Origin of the sequence: Pseudomonas sp. NFACC45, assembly GCF_900113505.1 — a bacterium.
In the GTDB taxonomy this organism is placed as follows: domain Bacteria; phylum Pseudomonadota; class Gammaproteobacteria; order Pseudomonadales; family Pseudomonadaceae; genus Aquipseudomonas; species Aquipseudomonas tehranensis.
The window spans coordinates 242,183-263,330 of sequence record NZ_FOPO01000005.1; the positions used below are offsets into that span (position 1 = coordinate 242,183).

The window sequence follows — 21,148 nt, forward strand, 5'->3', positions numbered from 1 at the left end:
CCAATCAAACCCCAGATAAGGCGTGCGGAGCAAACAGATTTATCAAACACCCCAAATCACCTGTGGGAGCGAGCTTGCTCGCGATGAGCCATGAGCCTCAACACAGTCCCCACCCAACCGGAGAATAATATGAAAATAGTCATCGCCCCCGACTCGTTCAAGGACAGTCTGAGCGCCCAGGGCGTGGCGGATGCTGTCGCCCACGGCTTGGCCCAGGTCTGGCCGGATGCACAGTTGATCAAGTGCCCGATGGCCGATGGCGGGGAGGGTACGGTGGAGTCGGTGCTGGCGGCCTGCAACGGGCAGTGGCGGCGCAGTTGGGTGAGAGGCCCGCTGGGGGCCAGCGTCGAAGCGCGTTGGGGCTGGTTGCCCGACAGCCGCACCGCGATTATTGAAATGGCTGAGGCCAGCGGCTTGCAGCTGGTACCTCCTGGGCAACGTGACGCCTGTTCCAGCAGCACCTACGGCACCGGCGAGCTGATTCGTGCCGCCCTGGACGAAGGCGCCGGACGGGTGATCCTGGCAATCGGCGGCAGTGCTACCAACGACGGCGGTGCAGGGGCGATGCAAGCCTTGGGCGTGGGGTTGCTGGATGAAAACGGGCAACCTCTTGCGCCCGGTGGTCTGGCCCTGGCGAAACTGGCGCGTATCGACTTGAGCGAGATGGACCCGCGCCTGGCCCGGGTCAGTTTCGAGATCGCGGCTGATGTCGATAACCCGTTGTGCGGTCCTCACGGCGCTTCAGCAATTTTTGGTCCGCAGAAAGGTGCATCCCCTGAGCAGGTACAGCAACTGGACCAGGCTTTGGGGCATTTCGCTGAACACTGTGCCCAGGTGTTGAGCAAGGATGTACGCGACGAACCGGGCAGCGGCGCCGCCGGGGGGCTGGGGTTCGCCGCCAAGGCGTTCCTGGGCGCGCAGTTTCGCACCGGCGTTGACGTCGTCGCCGGGTTGACCGGGCTGGCCGATGCGATCAACGGCGCTGACCTGGTGATCACCGGCGAAGGCCGTTTCGACGCCCAGACCCTGCGCGGCAAAACACCCTTTGGCGTGGCCCGCATCGCCCGCCAACACGGCGTACCGGTCGTGGTCATCGCCGGCACGCTGGGGCAGGATTATCAGGCGCTGTATGAACATGGCATCGACGCCGCGTTTGCCCTGGTCAGCGGGCCGATGACCCTGCAAGAGGCCTGCGCCGATGCGCCACGCTTGCTGGCTGAACGAGCCCGGGACATCGCCCGGCTTTGGCGAGTGGCCGCCCGATAGACCTGTGGCGAGGGCGCTTGCTCCCGCTAGGCTCTGTAGGAGCTCTGTAGGAGCTGTCGAGTGCAACGAGGCTGCGATCTCCCCAGACACTTGAGTCTCAAGCGAAAGATCAAAAGATCAAAAGATCGCAGGCTTCGCCAGCTCCTACAGAAGCCGAGCGGGAGCAAGCGCCCTCGCTACAAAAGCGCTGGCGCGAAATGGGATTTGAGATAGGGTTGAGGCTGGACTTCGCGCAAAACAGGAGTGGTACATGCGCTTTTCAGACTTGACCCGCCGCATCACCGGCGACGGTGCCGCTGCGTGGCAGATCCACGACCGGGCGCTGGCCATGCGCGAGCAGGGCATGGATGTATTGCTGTTATCAGTGGGCGATCCGGATTTCGACACGCCACGCGCTATCGTCGATGCTGCGGTGACCAGCCTGCGGGTCGGAGAAACCCACTATTCAGATGTGCGTGGCTTGCACAGCTTGCGCGCCAGTATTGCCCGGCGTCATCGCGAGCGTTGCGGTCAGCCGGTGGGCGCCGACCAGGTTACCGTGTTGCCGGGGGCGCAATGCGGGGTGTACGCGGTCGCGCAATGCCTGCTCAACCCCGGTGATGAAGTGATCATCGCCGAACCGATGTATGTCACCTACGAAGCGGTGTTCGGTGCTTGCGGGGCTAAAGTGGTGCCGGTGGCGGTGCGCCCGGAAAACGGGTTTCGGGTTGATCCGGCCGACGTCGCCCAACTGATTACCCCCCGTACTCGGGCGATGTTGCTCAACAGCCCCAACAATCCTTCCGGCGCCAGCTTGCCGCTGGCCACCTGGCAAGCACTGGCGCAATTGTGCATCGGGCATGATCTGTGGCTGATCAGCGACGAGGTCTACAGCGACTTGCTGTACGAAGGCGAACACATCAGCCCGGCCAGCCTACCGGGCATGGCCGAGCGCACCGCCACCATCAACAGCCTGTCCAAGTCCCACGCCATGACGGGTTGGCGCATCGGCTGGGTCATCGGTCCCGAATCTTTGGCCGGACATCTGGCGAACCTGTCGCTGTGCATGCTGTTCGGCTTGCCGGATTTCGTCCAGCGAGCGGCCCAGGTTGCGCTGGAGACGGATTTGCCCGACGTGGCCCAGATGCACGAGGCGTATCGCCAGCGTCGGAATCTGGTCTGCGCCGCGCTCGAAGGGTGCCCAGGGCTCAAACCGGTATGGCCCGATGGTGGCATGTTCGTGATGGTGGATGTGCGCCAGACGGGTCTCGGTGCCCAGGCGTTTGCCGAGCGCCTGCTGGACGGATATGGCGTGTCTGTCCTGGCCGGCGAAGCGTTCGGGCCGAGTGCAGCGGGGCATATACGCATCGGCTTGGTGGTCGACCAGTCTCAGCTTGACGAAGCCTGTCGGCGCATCGCCCGGTGCGCGGCGGATTCGCTGGAGCAACGTTGACGCCATTGCCTGGTCCGACGAACGGCCGGCAAACCTGTCAGATCTGACAGTAGGCGTAATAGTCATATCCACGTCTAATTTCTCCAGACATTTAGAAGGCCCGGTCTGGAGAATGGTGCATGTCCTCTACAGATAAGAAAGTAAGGAGCGGGACGATTCTGGCGGCGCCTTTAAGTATTGAAGGCGTTGGTGCGGATCGCATACTCCCGCCCGAAGCCTCCATCGTAGGGGCCACGTTGCTTATCCCGATGTGGGTCTCTCCATCCGAAAAGGAGGGCAGTAGTGACTTGCTGGAGATTTGGGTATTGGAGCCGGGAGCTGCGGACGAAATAGGATTTTATAGCAACGCGTTTCCCGTCCCGGTGACACCGCCACCGCCCATTACCTTGCCGGCGCAATATCTGCAGCGCGATGGAGAAATTCGCCTGATATATCGGGTAACCCGGGGTGACGACGGCAACCCGGATACATCGCTCCCACAAGTATTCATTGTGAATCGTCCACCTCCCGTGAATCTGAAAGAACCGCGTTTTCCCAGCGCGACGTTATGGGGCTATCTCAATTGCGACTCGCAACCCAAGGTGTGGGAGAGGCTATTGGTGCGTGTGCCCGCGCAACCGGGGCGGTTTATGAGGGACGATGAATGCGCCTTGGACTGGGAGGGTTTCTATAACCTTAATGGTACTGATCCGATCGTTGGCACGGCGCTTCGGCTAACTAAGTTGTTGACGCAAGAGGAGGCTTCGTCTGATCTGGGATTCGACTTTATATTGGAGAGCGATAAGTATGAACAGTACATAAAACCGATGGAAAGAAATGCATCGGCACTGGCCAGTTACACGCTTTATCGAAACGGTATCGCACAAGGAAAATCGGCGCCAGGGCTGGTGAAGATTGATCGAATCATTCCTGGCCAGTCACTTTCCTGTGGTCCTCTTGGCAGGACAGCTTTGCAAGCATCCACTGAAGATGCTTTAGCATTTTCAGGCAGCAAAAGTCGCGATATATCAACGCCGGAAGTATGGAGCCTGCCATCGAGCGGTCATCCATCGGATTATAACATTGGCGATTCAATGAAGAATTCCTCGATGGAGTCTACAAAAATGAATGTGCAAGTTAAATCGGGTGGCAGTATGCTCGGCGTCCCCCCAGTTGTTGTCAATCAATTACCGGATGGGAGACTCACTTATAAGCAGCTTAGAGAGGATCGTAGCATCAAGGTGCACTTGACAAGTATTACTGATCAAAGCCCCGACGGCGGAGCGGCGGTAGAGCTTCATTTGTCTCCAAAAGATGTTGATATTGTTGCGGGCGACCCGGCCTATATAATTGAGACAAAGTATAAAGATCAGCAGCCCGGAGGTGTCTGGACATTTCCGATAGAGTTTGATGTGGATGTCAGCGGCCTGAATGATGTATTTGACCCTGCCGGTGAATACAACTTGTATAACTTTACGTTTGTTGATTACGATGTTAACGGAAATATTGATACATCCGATACCCCCACCGCAGTTCTGGTTGATTTGACCGCACCCTACCAGCGGCAACCAGGCACAGGTAATGGCACGGGCGCGCGCCCAACAATACTAACCTTGGGAGGCACGTTTCCTGAAGTTATTGACGATACCTGGCTGAGCGATCCCGCCAATGCCGGAGGGCTGAACCTGACCATTCCCACGGCCTACCAGAAGTTCGAGGCAGATAAAGACAAGGTCAATTTTTATATTTCGACGCAATTATCGTTCAGCTTGATGCAGGCCGAGACGCCTGCTTACAGTGGTCCAGTGCCTGCCTCTGGGGTTATCAATATTCCGCTGGCTTTTCTGCGGGGGCTGAGTGATGGGCGATACTATTACTCATACAATCTCACTGACCTTCCTGGAAATATCAGCAACAACGCGGCCATTACTTCCCTGTTCCGTAGGGTCAAGACGCCGGCACCGGTACTCCACGACCCCAGGATTCCGGTAACCGATGGGGGCAAGTCCATTAATTTCACGATGGTGACGGAGCCCCCAGACACCCGGGTCATCCTGGAAGTAGATTATCCAGACAATGCGCTTGCGAACGACCGAATCATTCCTTACCTCTACTCGTCGGAGGCTACGACGGTTGACTTGCCAGAGCAATCCATTCCTGGACCGGGCCCGGGGACGCTGAAGTTCGAACTGGACTACCCGCTGTTGGCGGCGATGTTTGGAGACCCCAACAAGCAGGACGAGACGGAGTTGGAATATTGGTATGAACTGGAGCGCGCGACACTTACGCCAAATCCGGTTTCATCCCGCAGGTTCACTCTGATCGACTTTGCCTATGCCGGTCCGGAACAGCCTAATTTACCGGATCCGGTGAACCCCGCCATCGTCCCCGTAGTGGTGCAAGGCGCGGGCCCCACTCCCCCTCCACCCAATACCTTGGGGCCCGATCAGGCCGGGATGGCGGCGATCATGGAGTGGCCTCTATGGAATGAGGTCGACCGCCCCGTGACCGGCCGTGAAATGGTTACGTTTTACTATCAGGGTAAACAGGTGGGTGAGCCAGAACCTGTGCGCGTGGGCGCTACGAAGGTCACTACAGAGCTGCCCTGGGACACGATTTTCAAGGAGGGCAACGGTACCGTTGCAGGCGGTGATGCCAGAGAGGCTTACATCACTGTTGAATACCCGGGCAGCGAAAACGTGATGAAACAGGAAATCACGACCAAGGTCGACGTGACGGCCATCGTGATCGACTTGCCTGCGCCAATTGTGATTGTTTCAGCGTTCACCAGCTCATCAGGCTCCCTCGTGCCAGAACGGACCATCCCACCGTCTCCCCCCGGCATACTTCCCCCCACTATCAACTGCCCGAGCCTCAACCATCCGGCTGTAGCGAATGGCCCCATGCCTCCCTATAGGCCTCGCGCCCTGCGAGTTCGAATCCGGCGCGATGTCAATATTCCCACGGGAGCCACCGTTACTCTGGAGTTCGAAGGACGCACGACCAATACACCGAGCGGTACTTCCATTCCCGGTACGCAAATCACTGACTCGGCACCGATGCCTGCGACAGGGGACTTGGAATTCTGGCTGACGGATTACGCAAAAATCCGCGAGATCCAGCTACCGCCCAATGGTACTCAGCGGCCCGCCGCCCGCTACGCCCGTATCGCTTATACGGTTAACGGCATCGAGTCGGAGTTCACCTTTCCCGTGGCGTTGTTGAACTCCAGTCTGGTTTATTGCGAACAGGAGCGTCCCGAAACACCCTGATTATTTCGATAGGGTAGTCAAGGACGACATTAGTTGTCGTCCTTGACTATTGAAGTAATGTTCCACGCATTAAAAGTAGAGCTCTCACATTAAAACGGGAAAAGTCGTACGTATCTACGGATTTGTCCTACATAGGACTTGATGAGTAAACCGTAGTCTGGCGACCGTTTTTTATTCCGGCTCGCACATGTAATGGGTCGGAGATTCGTTCCCCAGGGAATGTCATCGAGCAGGACTCATTTATGTCGTCTAGACCCGGATTTATCTTTCGCAAAACATCCATCAGTCTGTCGGTGCTGTTGTGCCTACCGCTGCTGATAAACGCCTCGTTGGCCCAAGCCGGCACGGTCCCAGCGGGGCAAAGCCTGCCCATCGACGCCACTACCCCCGTCGAAACCTGGGCAATTGAATCTGGCGCTACATTGATCGGCTCGGGTGCTACGACGTTCGGTATCACCAGTACGACAGGTGGAACGGTTGACATGACCAACTCCACAATCAGCTCCGCCGGAGAGGGGGGACTCAACCAAGGTATTTTTCTCTCCAATGCCAGCGCCACGCTGAATAACTCTACGGTTACCAGTACTACAGGGACCGGTATTTCAGCTGTACGCAACATCAACAGCGTGGGTGGCTCAAGGGTGACCTTGAGTAACAACAGCACGGTACGGGGCTTGACGGGCGGGATCGGGGGCAATCGTTTCAGCGAGCTGAACATTCAGAACTCCACCGTAGAAGGCACTGGCGCCAACAGTTTCGGCATACGCCTGCTCGAAAGCACATTGTCTGCCAGTGGCAGTACGATCACGGGAGGGCTCAACGGATTGACCGTGGGTACCGACACCCTGGCAACAACGGTCATTCCTACGTCCATCGTGCTGGACGGCACTCGGGTCGAAGGCGTCACCGGCTCGGCCATTGTCGTTGGTATCAATGCTCCGAATTTTCCGACCGTTGCCAACATCACGGTGCGTAATGATTCAACCTTGGTTGGCGGAAACGGTACTTTGCTTGAGATCCGCGACGGTGCTTCGGCTGATCTGCTCGTCGATAACAGCGAGCTGACGGGCAATGTCGTGGTGGATGCGGGCGGTTCGGGCAATGTCGTTCTGCAAAACGCAGCATCATTGACCGGCGACCTGCAGAACGTCACCAGTGCAACGCTCAACAATCAGGCTCGTATGACCGGCAATGTGCTGGGCGCCTCGAGCGTGGTGATCAACAACGCGTCCTCGCTCACAGGTAATTTGCAAGAGGTGGGCAGTGCTTCCATCGATAACCGGAGTGTGATGGTCGGGGATGTGACCGGCGCCGCCAACAGTGTTTCCAGTCTGACACTGGACAACGCTGCCAGCCTGACCGGCCAGGTGAATAACATCTCCAATTTCGCTATCAGCAATCAGGCGTTATGGCAGATGACCGATAGCCAGTCGGTGAGCAACCTCACGCTCAACAGTGGCGGGACGGTTCGGTTAGGCGGCGATCAGGAGTACTTCCAGTTGGACGTAGCCAATCTGGCGGGCAATGGCAGGTTTGAGATCGGCACCGATTTCAATCAGGGCATCAGCGACCTCCTGAACATTACCGGCAGCGCAACCGGTAATCATCAATTGCTGGTGGCCAGTTCGGGACTTGATCCGGTCAATGAAGACTCGATCAAGGTGGTACAAAGCGTTGCCTCCGGTGCTCAATACGATCTCGTCAATGATCGCGTGGATGTCGGCGCTTATACCTATCGTTTGGTGAAGAATGGCGATGACTGGTACCTGCAGCCCGATAAGGATGTCATCAGCACACCGACCCGTTCGGTCATGGCCATATTCGGCACGGCACCCACGGTGATCTATGGCGAGATGGCGTTGTTGAACACGCGCATGGGTGACTTGCGCGTCAATGGTGGGCAGACGGGCGGCTGGGTTCGGACGTTCGGCAGCCGATACAGCATCACCAACAAGGCTTACGGCAACGGCTACAGCCAGAATCAACACGGTATTTCCTTGGGCGTCGATACCCCAGTGGATATCGCGGGCGAACGTGTGTTGCTGGGTGTGTTCGCCGGTTATAGCAAGTCGAACCTTGACTTGAGCCGTGGCAGCTCTGGAGAGATCGATAGCACGTCCCTCGGTATGTACGGCACTTGGCTGGGTGATAGCGGTTACTACCTGGATACCGTGGCCAAACTCAACCATTTCCGCAACGATGCCAAGGTAACGATGAGCGACGGTACCAAGACCAAGGGCGGTTATAACAACCTGGGGGCCAGTGCGTCCGTTGAGTTTGGTAAACATATCGATATCAAGGATGGCTACTACGTGGAACCGTTTACGCAGTGGCAGGTGGCAACCGTGCAAGGCAAGGACTTCAACCTCAATAACGGCCTGAAAGCTGACGCCGACACGACGCGTTCCATGCTGGGCAAGGTGGGTGTGACAATGGGGCGGGGCATGACCCTGGATGATGGCAGCGTACTGCAACCGCATATTCGCACGGCCGTGGTCCAGGAGTTTGCCAAGCATAACGAAGTTCGGGTCAACGACAACAAGTTCAACAACGATCTGTCCGGTACTCGCTTCGAAGTGGCCGCCGGGGCTTCATGGACCTTGAGTGATCGCTGGCAAGTTCATGCTGAGCTTGACACCAGTAAAGGTGACAATCTCACCAAGGATTTCGGTTTCAATTTTGGGGCTCATTACCAGTTCTGACCAAAACAAAAGGGAAGCTTTGGCTTCCCTTTTTAATGGGTCTTGTCAGCGCCGATTTATCAGGCCTTGAGTACTTGGAACTGACCCTTCAGGATGAAGGTTTGTCCGTCGGTGTCCGGCAGCTCAAGATCAATGTTGAATTTGCCTCTGACGTTCCCCTCCGGTGCCGGTACCAGGTCGATAGTACCCGAAACACCTTCATAGATAGTCATGTCGGATTCTTTGAGACTGAAGCTCACATCATCGCGTGTTTTCAGCTCATAGCTGCCCGGCTCATAATCGGCCGGAATGCTGATGATGAGTTCACGCGTAGTCGTAATCGACGCTCTGGTCTGTTTTTCTTCCCGGTCAATCGCAGTAATCACCACCGTTTCTATTTGTTTGACCCCCGCCTTTTTCTTTTCAATCAGCCTCGAGGTAGCCGCGAAGTCGGGAAAGTCTTTGTCATGGTTTGAGAACGCTGACGCCGTGACATAATTGCCTTTGGCGAAACTCAATTGGTTGATGACGGCATTCATGGATTCAGTCTCCGTTACAGGAAATAAGGTATCCAAAGGCCATGCCGACCTTAATGCTGGATAGGCTATGAAAGCCTGTTTTTTCGAAGCTTGTAAACTGTCATCCTTGACAGTTTACAAAGGTAGATCGCTGTGGGTGTTGTATCAGCCGTGGGCTTTATCCATGCTACCGACGCGAGCAGCGAAGGGGTTAGCGGTCTTCATTACGTTGACCCACGAGCCTCATCACCCCCACGAAAAACACCGGCACAAACACCACTGCCAGCGTCGCGCTGATCATCCCGCCAATCACCCCGGTCCCAATGGCCTGCTGGCTTGCCGAACTGGCGCCGGTGGCGATGGCCAACGGCACCACGCCGAGAATGAACGCCAGGGAGGTCATGATGATCGGCCGCAGGCGCAGACGCGCGGCCTGGAGCGTGGCGTCGATCAGGTCGTGGCCCTCGTCGTACAGATGCTTGGCAAACTCAATGATCAGGATCGCATTCTTGGCCGACAAGCCGATGATGGTCACCAGGCCGACCTTGAAGAACACATCGTTGGGCATGCCACGCAACGATACCGCCAACACCGCGCCGAGCACCCCCAGCGGCACTACTAGCAGCACCGACGTGGGGATCGACCAGCTCTCGTAGAGCGCCGCCAGGCACAGGAACACCACCAGTAACGACAGGCCCAGCAATAGCGGCGCCTGACTGCCGGACAGGCGCTCCTGCAACGACAGCCCGGTCCATTCCTGGCCCAGGCCGGCGGGGCCCAGGGCCACCAGGCGTTCGATTTCCGCCATGGCCTCGCCGGTGCTGTGGCCGGGGGCCGGTTCACCGGAGATGCTGATGGCCGGGTAGCCGTTGTAGCGGGTCAATTGCGTCGGGCCCTGAGTCCACCGAGCCTGGACGAAGGCTGACAGCGGCACCATTTTTCCAGTGTCGTTGCGCACATGGATCTTCAGCAGGTCGACCACCTGGCTGCGTTGATCGCCCTCGGCCTGAACTACCACCCGCTGCATCCGCCCCTGGTTGGGGAAGTCGTTGATGTAGGCCGAGCCTACTGCGGTGGCGAGCACGTTGCCCACGTCGGCGAAAGACACTCCCAAGGCATTGGCTTGTTTGCGGTCGACCTCCAGTTGCACCTGCGGCGCTTCGGCCAGGGCGCTTTCGCGCACGTTCATCAGCACCGGGCTCTTCTCGGCGGCGGCGAGCAAAGCCGTGCGAGCCTGCATCAGCGTGGCATGGCCGAGGCCTCCGCGGTCTTGCAGGCGGAACTCGAAACCGCTGGACGTCCCGAGGCCATCCACCGGTGGCGGGAGTACGGCGAAGGCCTCGGCATCCTTGATCTGGCCGAAGGCCTGGTTGGCACGCTCGGCAATGGCACTGGCCGAATCGTCGCGGCCACGCTGCGACCAATCCTTGAGGGTGGTGAACGCCAGCGCGGCGTTCTGCCCGCTGCCGGAGAAACTGAAACCGAGGATTACGGTGCTGTCGCCCACCCCCGGCTCGCCGGCGTTGTGCGCTTCGATCTGCTCGACCACCTGCACCGTGCGGTTCTTGCTCGCGCCGGGCGGCAGCTGGATATCGGTGATGGTATAGCCCTGGTCTTCCACCGGCAGGAACGAGGAGGGCAGGCGACTGAACAACAGCCCCATGCCCACCAGCAGCACACCGTAGATCAACATATATCGCCCGGTGCGCTTGAGTGCATAGGCCACCCAGCCTTGATAGCGGTCGCCTAATCGCTCGAAGCCACGGTTGAACCAGCCGAAGAAACCGCTTTTGGCGTGGTGATCGCCTTTGGCGACCGGTTTGAGCAAGGTCGCGCAAAGTGCCGGGGTCAAGGTCAGGGCGAGAAAGGCCGAGAACAGGATCGACGTCGCCATCGATAGCGAGAACTGTTGGTAAATCACCCCCACCGAGCCCTGCATGAACGCCATCGGAATGAACACCGCCACCAACACCAGGGTGATGCCGATGATGGCCCCGGTGATCTGCTGCATCGCCTTGCGCGTCGCTTCCTTTGGCGACAACCCTTCGCTGGCCATGATTCGCTCGACGTTTTCCACCACCACGATGGCATCGTCCACCAGGATGCCGATGGCTAGCACCATGCCGAACATGGTCAGCACGTTGATGGAAAAGCCCAGCGCAAACATCGTCGCGAAGGTGCCCATCAGTGCCACCGGGACCACCAGTGTGGGAATCAAGGTGTAGCGCACGTTCTGTAAGAACAGGAACATTACGGCGAACACCAGCAGCATCGCCTCGCCGAGGGTGTAGATCACTTTGGTGATGGAGACTTTGACGAAGGGCGACGTGTCATACGGGATCTTGTAATCCACGCCGGCCGGGAAGTATCGCGCCAGTTCGTCCATCTTCTGGCGCACCCGGTTTGCCGTGCTCACGGCATTGGCTCCCGGCGACAATTGCACGCTGACGGCGGTGGACGGCTTGCCGTTCAAGCGGGTGGAGAATTGATATTCCTGACTGCCGACCTCTACCCGCGCCACGTCGCCGATTCGCACGGTAGATCCGTTGGGGTTGGCCTTGAGTACGATGTCGGCGAATTCTTCAGGCGTCGACAATTGGCCCTTGACCAGGACGGTGGCGGTGATTTCCTGGGTCGTACGGGTTGGCAAGTCACCGATGCTGCCTGCCGAGACCTGGGCGTTCTGCGCCACGATGGCGGCATTGACGTCGGCCGGGGTCAGGTTGAAGCTCAGCAGCTTCTGCGGGTCGATCCAGATTCGCATCGCCCGCTCGGCACCGTATAACTGAGCTTTGCCGACACCGTCCAAACGCTTGATCTCGTTCATCACGTTACGCGCCAGGTAGTCGCTGAGGGCCACGTCGTCGAGTTTGCCGTCACTGGAGGTGAGGGTGATCAGCAGCAGGAAACCGGATGAAACCTTGTCCACCTGCAGGCCTTGTTGGGTGACCGTCTGAGGAAGACGCGACTCGACGGCCTTGAGGCGGTTTTGCACGTCCACCTGGGCCAGCTCGGGGTTGGTCCCGGGCTGAAACGTGGCGGTGATGGTTGCACTGCCCAGGCTACTCTGGGATTCGAAGTACAGCAGGTTATCGGTGCCGTTGAGTTCTTCCTCGATCAGGCTGACCACGCTTTGATCCACAGCTTGCGCCGAAGCGCCCGGGTATACCGCGTAGATCTCGATCTGCGGCGGCGCGACATCGGGGTATTGCGCCACCGGCAGTTGGGGTATGGCCAGCGCGCCGGCCAACAGGATGAACAACGCGACCACCCAGGCGAACACCGGGCGGTCGATAAAGAACTGAGGCATGAGCGATGTCCTGCTTACTGGCGCTGGGCAAGTGGAGAGTCTTCGATCCGGACTTTTTCGCCGGGACGCGCATGTTGCAGGCCTTGCACCACGATGCGATCACCGGGTTTCAGGCCATGGGTGACGATCCAGCGGTCGTTTTGCACAGCGCCCAGTTCCACCGGTTGCAGGCTGACCTGCTGCTGCGTATCGAGCAGCAGTACCTGGGCAACGCCGGCGCTGTCGCGCTGGATGGCCCGTTGCGGCACGCTGATGCCTTGGCGGTCGACGGCTTGCTCCAGGCGCACGCGCACGAAGCTGCCGGGCAGCAGGTCAAGGTCAGGGTTGGGAAACTCGCTGCGCAGGGTGATCTGGCCGGTGCCCGGGTCGACGCTGATGTCGGTAAACAGCAACTTGCCCGGCAACGGGTAGAGGCTGCCGTCATCCTGGATCAGCGTGGCCTTGGCCTGATCCTGGCCGACCTGCTGCAACTGGCCGGAGCGCAACGCCCGGCGCAGTTCGTTGAGTTCGCGGGTCGACTGGGTGAGGTCGGCGTGGATCGGGTTCAATTGCTGGATGAGGGCCAGCGGCGTGGTTTCGTTCTGTCCCACCAGCGCACCCTCGGTCACCTGCGCCCGGCCGATGCGTCCGGCAATTGGCGCGGTGACTGTGGCGTAGCCCAGGTTCAGTTTGGCTCGTTCCACGGCGGCCCTGTTCGCGGCGACATCGGCGGCGGTCTGGCGGACGGCGGCGCGGGCATTGTCGTAGTCCTGGCCGCTGACAGCGTTATCTTCGATCAACTGCGAATAACGCTGCGCTTGCAGGCGGGCCTGGAACGCGTTGGCCTCGGCTTTGCGCAACGCCGCTTCGGCGCTGTCCAGGTCGGCCTTGAACGGCGCCGGGTCGATGCGAAACAGCACATCGCCTTTCTTCACGTCGCTGCCTTCGCGAAAGACCCGTTCCAACACCACGCCGGGGACGCGCGCGCGCACTTCGGCGATTCGCGGCGCGGCAATGCGTCCGCTCAGTTCGCTGCTGATAGAGAGTGGGCGGGCTTCGAGGGTTTCGATCGCCACAGTGGCCAGCGGTGCCGCGTCTTCAGGGCTCGAGGCGCTATCGCAGGCGCTCAGCAGCAACGCGCCGAGCAGCAGGCCCAGGGTGGCAATAGAGTTCTTTGGCATGGTGCTTCCCCGATAATGAACGTTGCATGCTACGGGGGGTGAAAGCGTGGATCGGTAAAGCTTTGTAGGGGCTGTGTGAAATTGTGTAAGGGGTTTGCTCGGGAGGGGGCGAGGGCGTATATCCTTGGCAGCTTGAGATTTTCTGCGTTTGTCATACCGCTATCGCGAGCAGGCTCGCTCCCACACTGGTTTTGTGTCGCACCGAAAGCCAAATGTGGGAGCGAGCCTGCTCGCGATAGTGGCATAGCCGACGCCCCAGCACTTTCTGGAAACACCCATGCCCAACATCCTCCTGGTGGAAGACGACACCGCTCTTTCTGAACTGATCGCCAGCTACCTGGAGCGCAACGGCTATCGGGTCAGTGTGCTCAGCCGTGGCGATCATGTACGTGAACGGGCGCGTGTCGATCAGCCGGACCTGGTGATCCTCGACCTGATGCTGCCGGGGCTGGACGGCTTGCAGGTCTGCCGCTTGTTGCGGGCTGATTCGGCCACCTTGCCCATACTGATGCTCACTGCCCGGGATGACAGCCATGATCAGGTATTGGGCCTGGAAATGGGCGCCGATGACTACGTCAGCAAACCCTGTGAACCCAGGGTGCTGCTGGCACGCGTTCGGACCTTGTTGCGCCGCAGTAGCCTCACCGAGCCGCAGACAGTCAACGACCGCATTCTCATGGGCAACCTGTGCATCGACCTGTCCGAACGCACCGTGACCTGGCGCGGGCAAGCGGTGGAGTTGTCCAGCGGCGAATACAACCTGCTGGTGGTGCTGGCCCGGCATTGCGGCGAAGTGCTGAGTCGCGACCAGATTCTGCAGCGTCTGCGCGGCATCGAGTTCAACGGCACCGACCGCTCGGTGGACGTGGCGATCTCCAAGCTGCGGCGCAAGTTCGACGACAACGCCGGCGAAGCCCGCAAGATCAAGACCGTGTGGGGCAAGGGGTATCTGTTCAGCCGTTCCGAGTGGGAATGCTGAGTCGATGTGGAAGCTGCTGATTCGCCTGTACCTGGTCACCATCGTGTCCTACAGCGCCGCGATCTACCTGATGCCGGAACTGGTGGTCCGGCTGTTCCATGAACGCTTTCTGAACTACAACCTCGATTACTCCCGTGGCCTGCAAACCTTGATGGTCAGGCAGTTCCATAACGTGCCCAGCGAGCAGTGGCCGGCACTGGCGGCACAGATGGACAAGGAGTTCGAGCCGCTGCGCATCGAACTGGCGGCCATTGATGATGCAGGTTTCAGCGCCGCCGAGCAGGCGCGTCTCCAGCGCGGCGAGAACGTGGTGCGCCTGGGCGAATGGGCCTGGCGAACCCTGGCGGCCGCGCCGCTGGATGAGCGCACGGCGGTCAAGATGATCGTGCCCCCGGACCCGACCGAGGTCAGTTGGTTGTATTGGAGCATCAACGTGTTGATCGGTGCGACGATGCTGGCCTGCCTGCTGCTTTGGTTACGGCCGCATTGGCGCGATCTGGAACGGCTCAAACGCACCGCTGAACGCTTCGGCAAAGGCCATTTGAGCGAACGTACGCAGATTGGCTCCAGCTCGAACATCGGCAGCCTGGCCCACGTGTTCGATACGATGGCCGGCGACATCGAGCGCTTGCTCAACCAGCAGCGCGATCTGCTCAATGCGGTGTCCCATGAATTGCGCACGCCATTGACCCGCCTCGATTTCGGTCTGGCCCTGGCGCTGTCGGATGACCTGCCTCCGGCCAGTCGCGAGCGGTTGCAAGGGTTGGTGGCGCACATCCGCGAGCTGGATGAGTTGGTGCTGGAGTTGTTGTCCTACAGCCGTCTGCAGAACCCCGAGCATCTGCCCGAACGAGTGGAGGTAGCGCTGGACGAGTTCATCGACAGTATCCTGGGCAGTGTCGACGAGGACCTGGCCGCGCCGGACGTGGTGATCGATGTGCTGCTGCACGGTGCGCTGGAGCGTTTCGTGCTGGACCCGCGCCTGACGGCCCGGGCGTTGCAGAACCTGTTGCGCAATGCCATGCGTTATTGCGAAAAGCGGATCCAGGTTGGCGTACTGGTCGGCGTCCAGGGCTGCGAGATCTGGGTCGACGACGACGGTATCGGTATTCCTGACAGCGAGCGCGAGCGCGTGTTCGAACCGTTCTATCGCCTGGACCGCAGCCGCGACCGCGCCACGGGCGGTTTTGGCCTCGGCCTGGCCATCAGCCGTCGCGCCCTGCAAGCCCAGGGCGGCACGCTGACGGCGCAAGCCTCGCCGCTGGGCGGCGCGCGGTTGCGCTTGTGGTTACCGACACCGTACTGATGCGGCTGTGGAGGGGGGGCATGTAGCAGGGGTCAGGCGTCTATTGCACTCGACTCAATCAGCGCTACACCCGCTTGCTGCATCCGCCGGATTGCTGCCTCCATCGAACCGTCGATATCAATGCCCCGACAGGCATCGAGCACCACCAGCGCATTGAACCCCGCAGCGCGGGCATCCAGCGCCGAAAACATCACGCAAAAGTCCAGCGCCAGCCCCACCATATACACCGTGTCGATGCCGCGCTCCTTGAGGTAGCCCGTCAAACCGGTGGGGGTCTGGCGGTCGGCTTCCATGAAGGCCGAATAGCTGTCGATGTCCGGGTTGCAGCCCTTGCGAATGATCAGTTGGGCGTGGGGCAGGTCCAGGGCCGGGTGCAGCGCGGCGCCTTGGCTGCCCTGTATGCAGTGGTCAGGCCAGAGTTTCTGTTCGCCATAGGGCAGTTGAATGAGGTCGAACGGCTGCTTGTCCGGGTGGCTGGAGGCAAACGAAGCATGCCCGGCCGGGTGCCAGTCCTGGGCGAGGATCACCTGCCTGAATGAACGGCCCAGGCGGTTGATCAATGGCACGATTTCGTCACCCCCCGGTACGGCCAGTTGGCCTCCGGGGACGAAGTCGTTCTGAACGTCTATTACCACTAACGCGGCGGTTGGGGGTGTCATGAATGGGTCTCCTGAACATGGCCCACCACAGCTTAGCCGAACGGAACGGGATGTCTTTCGTCGCAAATATTCCAGAGGTGATGGCTTTTTGATATTTGGTCGGTACGCCCGTACCGCAATTGAGTACAATCGCCGCCTTTCAACCGGGCATGGAAGCAGTTCGGCTTTCCAGTCACGAGAAAAACCCATGCTCATCGGCAGTTATTCACCGGCCCTTGTTTCAATTTCCCTGTTTGTTGCGGTACTGGCTTCCTACACCGCACTGGACATGACCGGACGCATCGCTACCACCCAGGGGCGCGCGGCGCATTGGTGGATGGCCGGTGGCTCCCTGGCAATGGGCGTCGGGGTCTGGTCCATGCACTTTATCGGCATGCTCGCGTTCACCTTGCCGGTGGAGCTTGGCTACGATGTGTCGATCACCGCCTTGTCGCTGCTGATCGCCATCCTGTCCTGCGGCTTTGCCCTGTGGTTGGTCAGTCAGCCGCAATTGCCGGCGTGGCAACTGGCTTTCGGCGCGTTGATCATGGGCGCCGGCATCAGTGCCATGCATTACACCGGCATGGCGGCGCTGCGGATGCAGCCGGGTATTGATTATGACCCCTCGTTGTTCGGGGCTTCGCTGGTGATTGCGGTCGGCGCTTCGGCGGCAGCGTTGTGGATCGCCTTTCGCCTGCGCCAGAACATCCCTCATGTACGTCTGGCTCGTGCCGGTGCCGCCGTGGTGATGGGCCTGGCCATTGTCGGTATGCATTACACCGGCATGGCCGCCGCGCGGTTCAGCGACGGCAGTTTTTGCGGCGCCCTGGACGGCTTGAGCAGCAAGGGCCTGGACAATCTGGTGCTGATCACCACGCTGGCGGTGCTGGCCATCGCCTTGCTCACCTCGATTCTCGATGCACGCCTGGAAGCCCGGACCGCAGAGCTGGCCCAGTCGTTGACCCTGGCCAACCGCGAGCTGACGCAACTGGCCCTGCACGACCCCCTCACCGAACTGCCCAACCGCGTATTGCTGGCCGATCGTATCGATCAGGCCATGCATCGGGTGCATGAGCAGGGCGGCTGTTTCGCCTTGATGTTCATCGACCTGGACGGCTTCAAGCCGGTCAACGATGCTTTCGGCCATCACATGGGCGACCTGTTGCTGCGCGACGTGGCCCTGCGCCTGCGGGAAGACTTGCGTAGCCAGGACACCCTGGCGCGGATCGGCGGTGATGAGTTCGTGCTGCTGGTGCAACTGGCCGAGCCTGACGATGCGTTGCGCCTGGCGGCCCGCCAGGTCGGGCTGATCGGTCGCACGTTCCGGGTGTCCGATCATGACTTGCAGATATCCGCCAGTGTCGGCATCGCGCTTTATCCGGGCAACGGCCAGAGCGCCGAAGAGTTGCTGATGAATGCCGATGCGGCGATGTACCACGCCAAGGGTGCCGGCAAGAACGGCTACAGCTTTTTCGATGCCTCGATGAACAGCAACGCCCGCAAGCAATTGCAATTGCTGCAAGACCTGCGCATCGCCGTCGAGCAGCGCCAGTTCAGCCTGCATTATCAGCCCAAGTTCGACGCGGCCAACGGCCGTCCGGTCGGTGCCGAAGCCTTGTTGCGCTGGACGCATCCAACCCAGGGCCTGTTGATGCCCGATACCTTCATCGACCTTGCGGAAAAGACCGGGCTGATCATTCCCATCGGTGAATGGGTGTTGAACGAGGCCTGCCGCCAGATGCGCGAATGGTACGTGCTCGGCTACACCGACTGGCGCATCGCGGTGAACCTGTCGGCGTTGCAGTTTTGCCACGTAGGGCTGGTGCAGAGCGTCGCCACGGCGCTGGAGACTCATCATTTGCCGGCCAACAGCCTGACCCTGGAAATCACCGAGACCACGGCGATGAGCGATGCCGATGCCAGCATGACCGTGCTGCAGCAGCTCTCGGACATGGGCGTGGACTTGTCCATCGACGACTTCGGCACCGGTTATTCGAGCCTGATGTACCTCAAGCGGTTGCCGGCCAACGAGCTGAAGATCGATCGCGGTTTCGTGCGCGACCTGGAGCACGACAGTGATGATGCGGCGATTGTCTCGGCCATCGTCGCACTCGGCCAGGCGCTGGGGCTGCGAATCGTTGCCGAAGGGGTGGAAACCGACGTGCAGCAGGATTTCTTGACTCAGTTGGGGTGCGATTCGCTGCAAGGTTATCTGCTGGGCCACCCGCTGCCGGCCGAGCGCTTCTTGCAGGACATTCGCAAGGCACAACGGCTGGCGCTGGCCTGAGCGGCTGCTCAGGGAACGATATCGAACGCCGTGCTGCCTAGCCGCTCGCCATTGACCAGCAGATGCACCGCGTGCCGGCCCGCGTAGTGTCGGCGGGTGGTCAGCTCGCGAATGTGCTGGGAGCGGCTGAGGCTGACGCCCTCCAGGGCGGGCAGGTCGAAGGTCTTGAGCTTGAAGACTTTGGCCGAGGTGCCGCCCGAGGCTTTCACGTAGTCGATGGCATAGTCGATCACCAGACGTTGGCTCTGCTCGAGGGTTGATTGCACCTTGAACGACAAGGTGATGGGCTCGCCGAGCCGAATCACTGCCGGCGTGACCTGCAAGTTCAGCACCTGGATCTGCGCTTTGCCGCCGACCCCGATAACCGCCAGTGCCCGCGCATTACCTTGTTTGATCAGGCTGCGCAAAGCATGGCGGGCGACCCATGCGGTGTGGCGATCTTGCAGGGGCCAGCCTTCGATCCGGTCCAGCACCCAGTCAGGGTGCTGCTTGGTGATGTCGTTGAGATGATTGGCCACGGACTTGCGTACATACAGGCTGTTGTCGGCCTTGAGGGTCTCAAGGATGGCGGCGGCGAGGTCGGGATTGGCCTGGATCGGTTCCAGATGGAACGACCACGGCAAGCGCGGCCTGCTGCCTTCGCTGGCCAGGCGACGTACGTGTTCGTTGGGATCGTGTGCCCAGTCGTGCATGGCCTTGAGGGTGCGCGCTAGGTCATCGCGCAGGAAATGCCGCACGGCGAACTCCGAGGAGCCGAACCGGGTGAAATACTTGAGTGCATCCAGGGACAAGTCGAAGCTGTGCCGGCCGTAGGACGCCACGTAGTGGGGCAGGAACATGCTGACAAACATGCTGTTGAGGCGGGGCGCCAGGTCCCGCAGCACATCCAGCGAGGCCTCGTAGTCCAAGGGCAGTACCGCATGCAGGCACTCACTGACACGCGCCATGCGTTGCATCACCGACAGCTCGCTCAGCCCGTCTTTGGCCATGTTCAGGAACGCCCGGCTATCGAAAGCCGGATACACCGTGCTCATTTCACTGGCGATGTGCTCAAGGCGTGCGGCGTTGAAGATTTCCTTGAGGGCAGGGGACGAGTTGGTGGGGGTGGTCATGGCCGGGTCCGTGCGGTGAGGTGTGTTGGACTTTATAGGGGATGTGGCAGCCAAAGAGTAGCCCGACCCGTGACGAGGGAGCGGGCTCCCTCACCACCGGGCATCGCGTCAGACTTGCGCCATCTCACTCACATATTGGCGAATATGCCCCAATCCCCGCTCCACATAAGCCTCTTTCTCGCCCACCGGGGCAAAGTAGTGCAGCACTTCCCGGGCGGTCTCCAGCCCCTTGAGCCGCGCCAGCACCCAGGCCGACAGGTACTGGGCGGAGAAACAGCCTCCGGCGGTGGCGATATTGCCATTGGCGTGGAACGCCTGATTGACCACGTTGACACCCGCCGCGACGACCCAGGGTTTACTGGTGGTGTCGGTGCAGGCCGGTGCCTGGCCGAGCAGCCCCAGGCGTGCCAGCAGGAATGTGCCGGAGCATTGCGAACCGAGCAGTTGGCGAGTCGGGTCCAGGCGCAACTGGCTCATGATGGCCGGGTCATTGGCGACCTCGCGGGTCTTCATGCCACTGCCGAACAACACGGCGTCGGCCTTGCAGGCCTGCTCCAGGTCGATCTGGGCGTCGATGGTCAAGCCATTCATGGACGTGACGCGCGGGGTAGGTGAAGCGATGCTTACACGCCAATCCTTATCGCCCACCAGGGAGATGCGGCTGAGCATGCCGTAGGCAATCAGTGAGTCCAGTTCGTTGAAGCCGTCGAAGGTCAGAATGGCGATGTGCATGGCGAGCCCCGGTTTTTATAAATGGCTTTTTTGCCAGCCTACGCCGGTTGCAGGCATCACCGCCCCGTACAGTCGGCGACGGATTCGTCACTACAGTAAAAGGAATGATTTGCCGCCGTTGAAGTCGGAGAGTTCAGTATTCTCGAAATCACTGGAGTTTTTATGCGTAACCCTACCCGGATCGCCAGCCTGGTCCTGATCACCGGTCTCGCCGCCTTTGGTCCTGTGGCGCAAGCGGTCGAGGCCACCGGAGATGCGGTGGAGCATTCCCCCAACAATGGTCGCCGTTTGGTGGAAGCGGACCGGACGCCGGCTGAATATCAGCGCTCGGACAAGGCCATTAAAAACTGGAAAGAGAAGGGGCTCGAAGCCCCAGAGGAAGGCGCGCAATGGGTGCAGATCCATGACAAGTACGTGATGGTGGTGATTGCCTCCGGGCGGATTCTGAAAATCACCCCCACCACGCGCTAGTTCCT

General features: G+C 60.0%; 14 protein-coding genes. 8 read left to right on the forward strand and 6 right to left on the reverse strand.

Going from position 1 to position 21,148, the window contains the following annotated elements:
* Positions 1-129: 129 nt before the first annotated feature.
* From BM132_RS11300 to BM132_RS11315, 4 genes are all read left to right on the forward strand, one after another.
* Positions 130-1,266 (forward strand): glycerate kinase, encoded by a 1,137-nt coding sequence (locus BM132_RS11300; RefSeq protein WP_092455301.1) that lies wholly within the window; start codon positions 130-132, stop codon positions 1,264-1,266.
* Positions 1,267-1,516: 250 nt separating this feature from the next.
* Positions 1,517-2,698, forward strand: a complete 1,182-nt coding sequence (locus BM132_RS11305) for a pyridoxal phosphate-dependent aminotransferase (protein WP_092455303.1) — start codon at positions 1,517-1,519, stop codon at positions 2,696-2,698.
* A gap of 119 nt (positions 2,699-2,817) precedes the next feature.
* Positions 2,818-5,949 (forward strand): hypothetical protein, encoded by a 3,132-nt coding sequence (locus tag BM132_RS11310; protein WP_092455305.1) that lies wholly within the window; start codon positions 2,818-2,820, stop codon positions 5,947-5,949.
* 242 nt (positions 5,950-6,191) lie between these two features.
* Positions 6,192-8,651 carry an autotransporter outer membrane beta-barrel domain-containing protein gene (locus tag BM132_RS11315; protein ID WP_092455307.1) on the forward strand — a complete coding sequence of 820 codons (2,460 nt, stop codon included), beginning with the start codon at positions 6,192-6,194 and terminating at the stop codon, positions 8,649-8,651.
* A gap of 59 nt (positions 8,652-8,710) precedes the next feature.
* Here the strand turns inward: BM132_RS11315 and BM132_RS11320 are convergent, their stop codons facing one another.
* The 3 genes from BM132_RS11320 to BM132_RS11330 all read right to left on the reverse strand — a co-directional run bounded on the left by BM132_RS11320 (position 8,711) and on the right by BM132_RS11330 (position 13,618).
* Positions 8,711-9,169: a hypothetical protein gene (locus tag BM132_RS11320; protein WP_092455309.1), complete on the reverse strand. Its 459-nt coding sequence runs from the start codon at positions 9,167-9,169 to the stop codon at positions 8,711-8,713.
* A gap of 190 nt (positions 9,170-9,359) precedes the next feature.
* Positions 9,360-12,458, reverse strand: coding sequence for an efflux RND transporter permease subunit (locus BM132_RS11325; protein WP_092455310.1), 3,099 nt, complete (start codon positions 12,456-12,458; stop codon positions 9,360-9,362).
* A gap of 14 nt (positions 12,459-12,472) precedes the next feature.
* The gene (locus tag BM132_RS11330; RefSeq protein ID WP_092455312.1) at positions 12,473-13,618 is read right to left on the reverse strand and encodes an efflux RND transporter periplasmic adaptor subunit; all 1,146 of its coding nucleotides are present in this window, start codon (positions 13,616-13,618) and stop codon (positions 12,473-12,475) included.
* A gap of 277 nt (positions 13,619-13,895) precedes the next feature.
* On the opposite strand from BM132_RS11330, the gene BM132_RS11335 reads away from it, so the two are divergent.
* Together BM132_RS11335 and BM132_RS11340 are read left to right on the forward strand one after the other, a co-directional pair.
* Entirely contained in the window at positions 13,896-14,597 is a 702-nt protein-coding gene (locus tag BM132_RS11335; protein ID WP_092398946.1) for a response regulator, read from the forward strand.
* 4 nt (positions 14,598-14,601) lie between these two features.
* On the forward strand, positions 14,602-15,903 hold the full coding sequence (locus tag BM132_RS11340) for an ATP-binding protein (RefSeq protein ID WP_092455315.1): 1,302 nt from the start codon (positions 14,602-14,604) through the stop codon (positions 15,901-15,903).
* Positions 15,904-15,935: 32 nt separating this feature from the next.
* Here BM132_RS11340 and pncA read toward each other — a convergent pair whose 3' ends face one another.
* Positions 15,936-16,562: a bifunctional nicotinamidase/pyrazinamidase gene (pncA, locus tag BM132_RS11345; protein WP_092455317.1), complete on the reverse strand. Its 627-nt coding sequence runs from the start codon at positions 16,560-16,562 to the stop codon at positions 15,936-15,938.
* 187 nt (positions 16,563-16,749) lie between these two features.
* On the opposite strand from pncA, the gene BM132_RS11350 reads away from it, so the two are divergent.
* Positions 16,750-18,828: a putative bifunctional diguanylate cyclase/phosphodiesterase gene (locus BM132_RS11350; protein ID WP_092455319.1), complete on the forward strand. Its 2,079-nt coding sequence runs from the start codon at positions 16,750-16,752 to the stop codon at positions 18,826-18,828.
* Positions 18,829-18,836: 8 nt separating this feature from the next.
* On the opposite strand, the gene BM132_RS11355 is transcribed toward BM132_RS11350, so the two are convergent.
* A complete protein-coding gene (locus tag BM132_RS11355) occupies positions 18,837-19,940 on the reverse strand; it encodes a DNA alkylation repair protein (RefSeq protein ID WP_092455321.1) in 1,104 nt (367 codons plus the stop codon).
* 108 nt (positions 19,941-20,048) lie between these two features.
* On the reverse strand, positions 20,049-20,672 hold the full coding sequence (locus BM132_RS11360; protein WP_092398936.1) for a DJ-1/PfpI family protein: 624 nt from the start codon (positions 20,670-20,672) through the stop codon (positions 20,049-20,051).
* A 162-nt stretch (positions 20,673-20,834) separates the two neighbouring features.
* On the opposite strand from BM132_RS11360, the gene BM132_RS11365 reads away from it, so the two are divergent.
* Positions 20,835-21,143, forward strand: a complete 309-nt coding sequence (locus BM132_RS11365; protein WP_092455324.1) for an RcnB family protein — start codon at positions 20,835-20,837, stop codon at positions 21,141-21,143.
* Positions 21,144-21,148 lie beyond the last annotated feature (5 nt).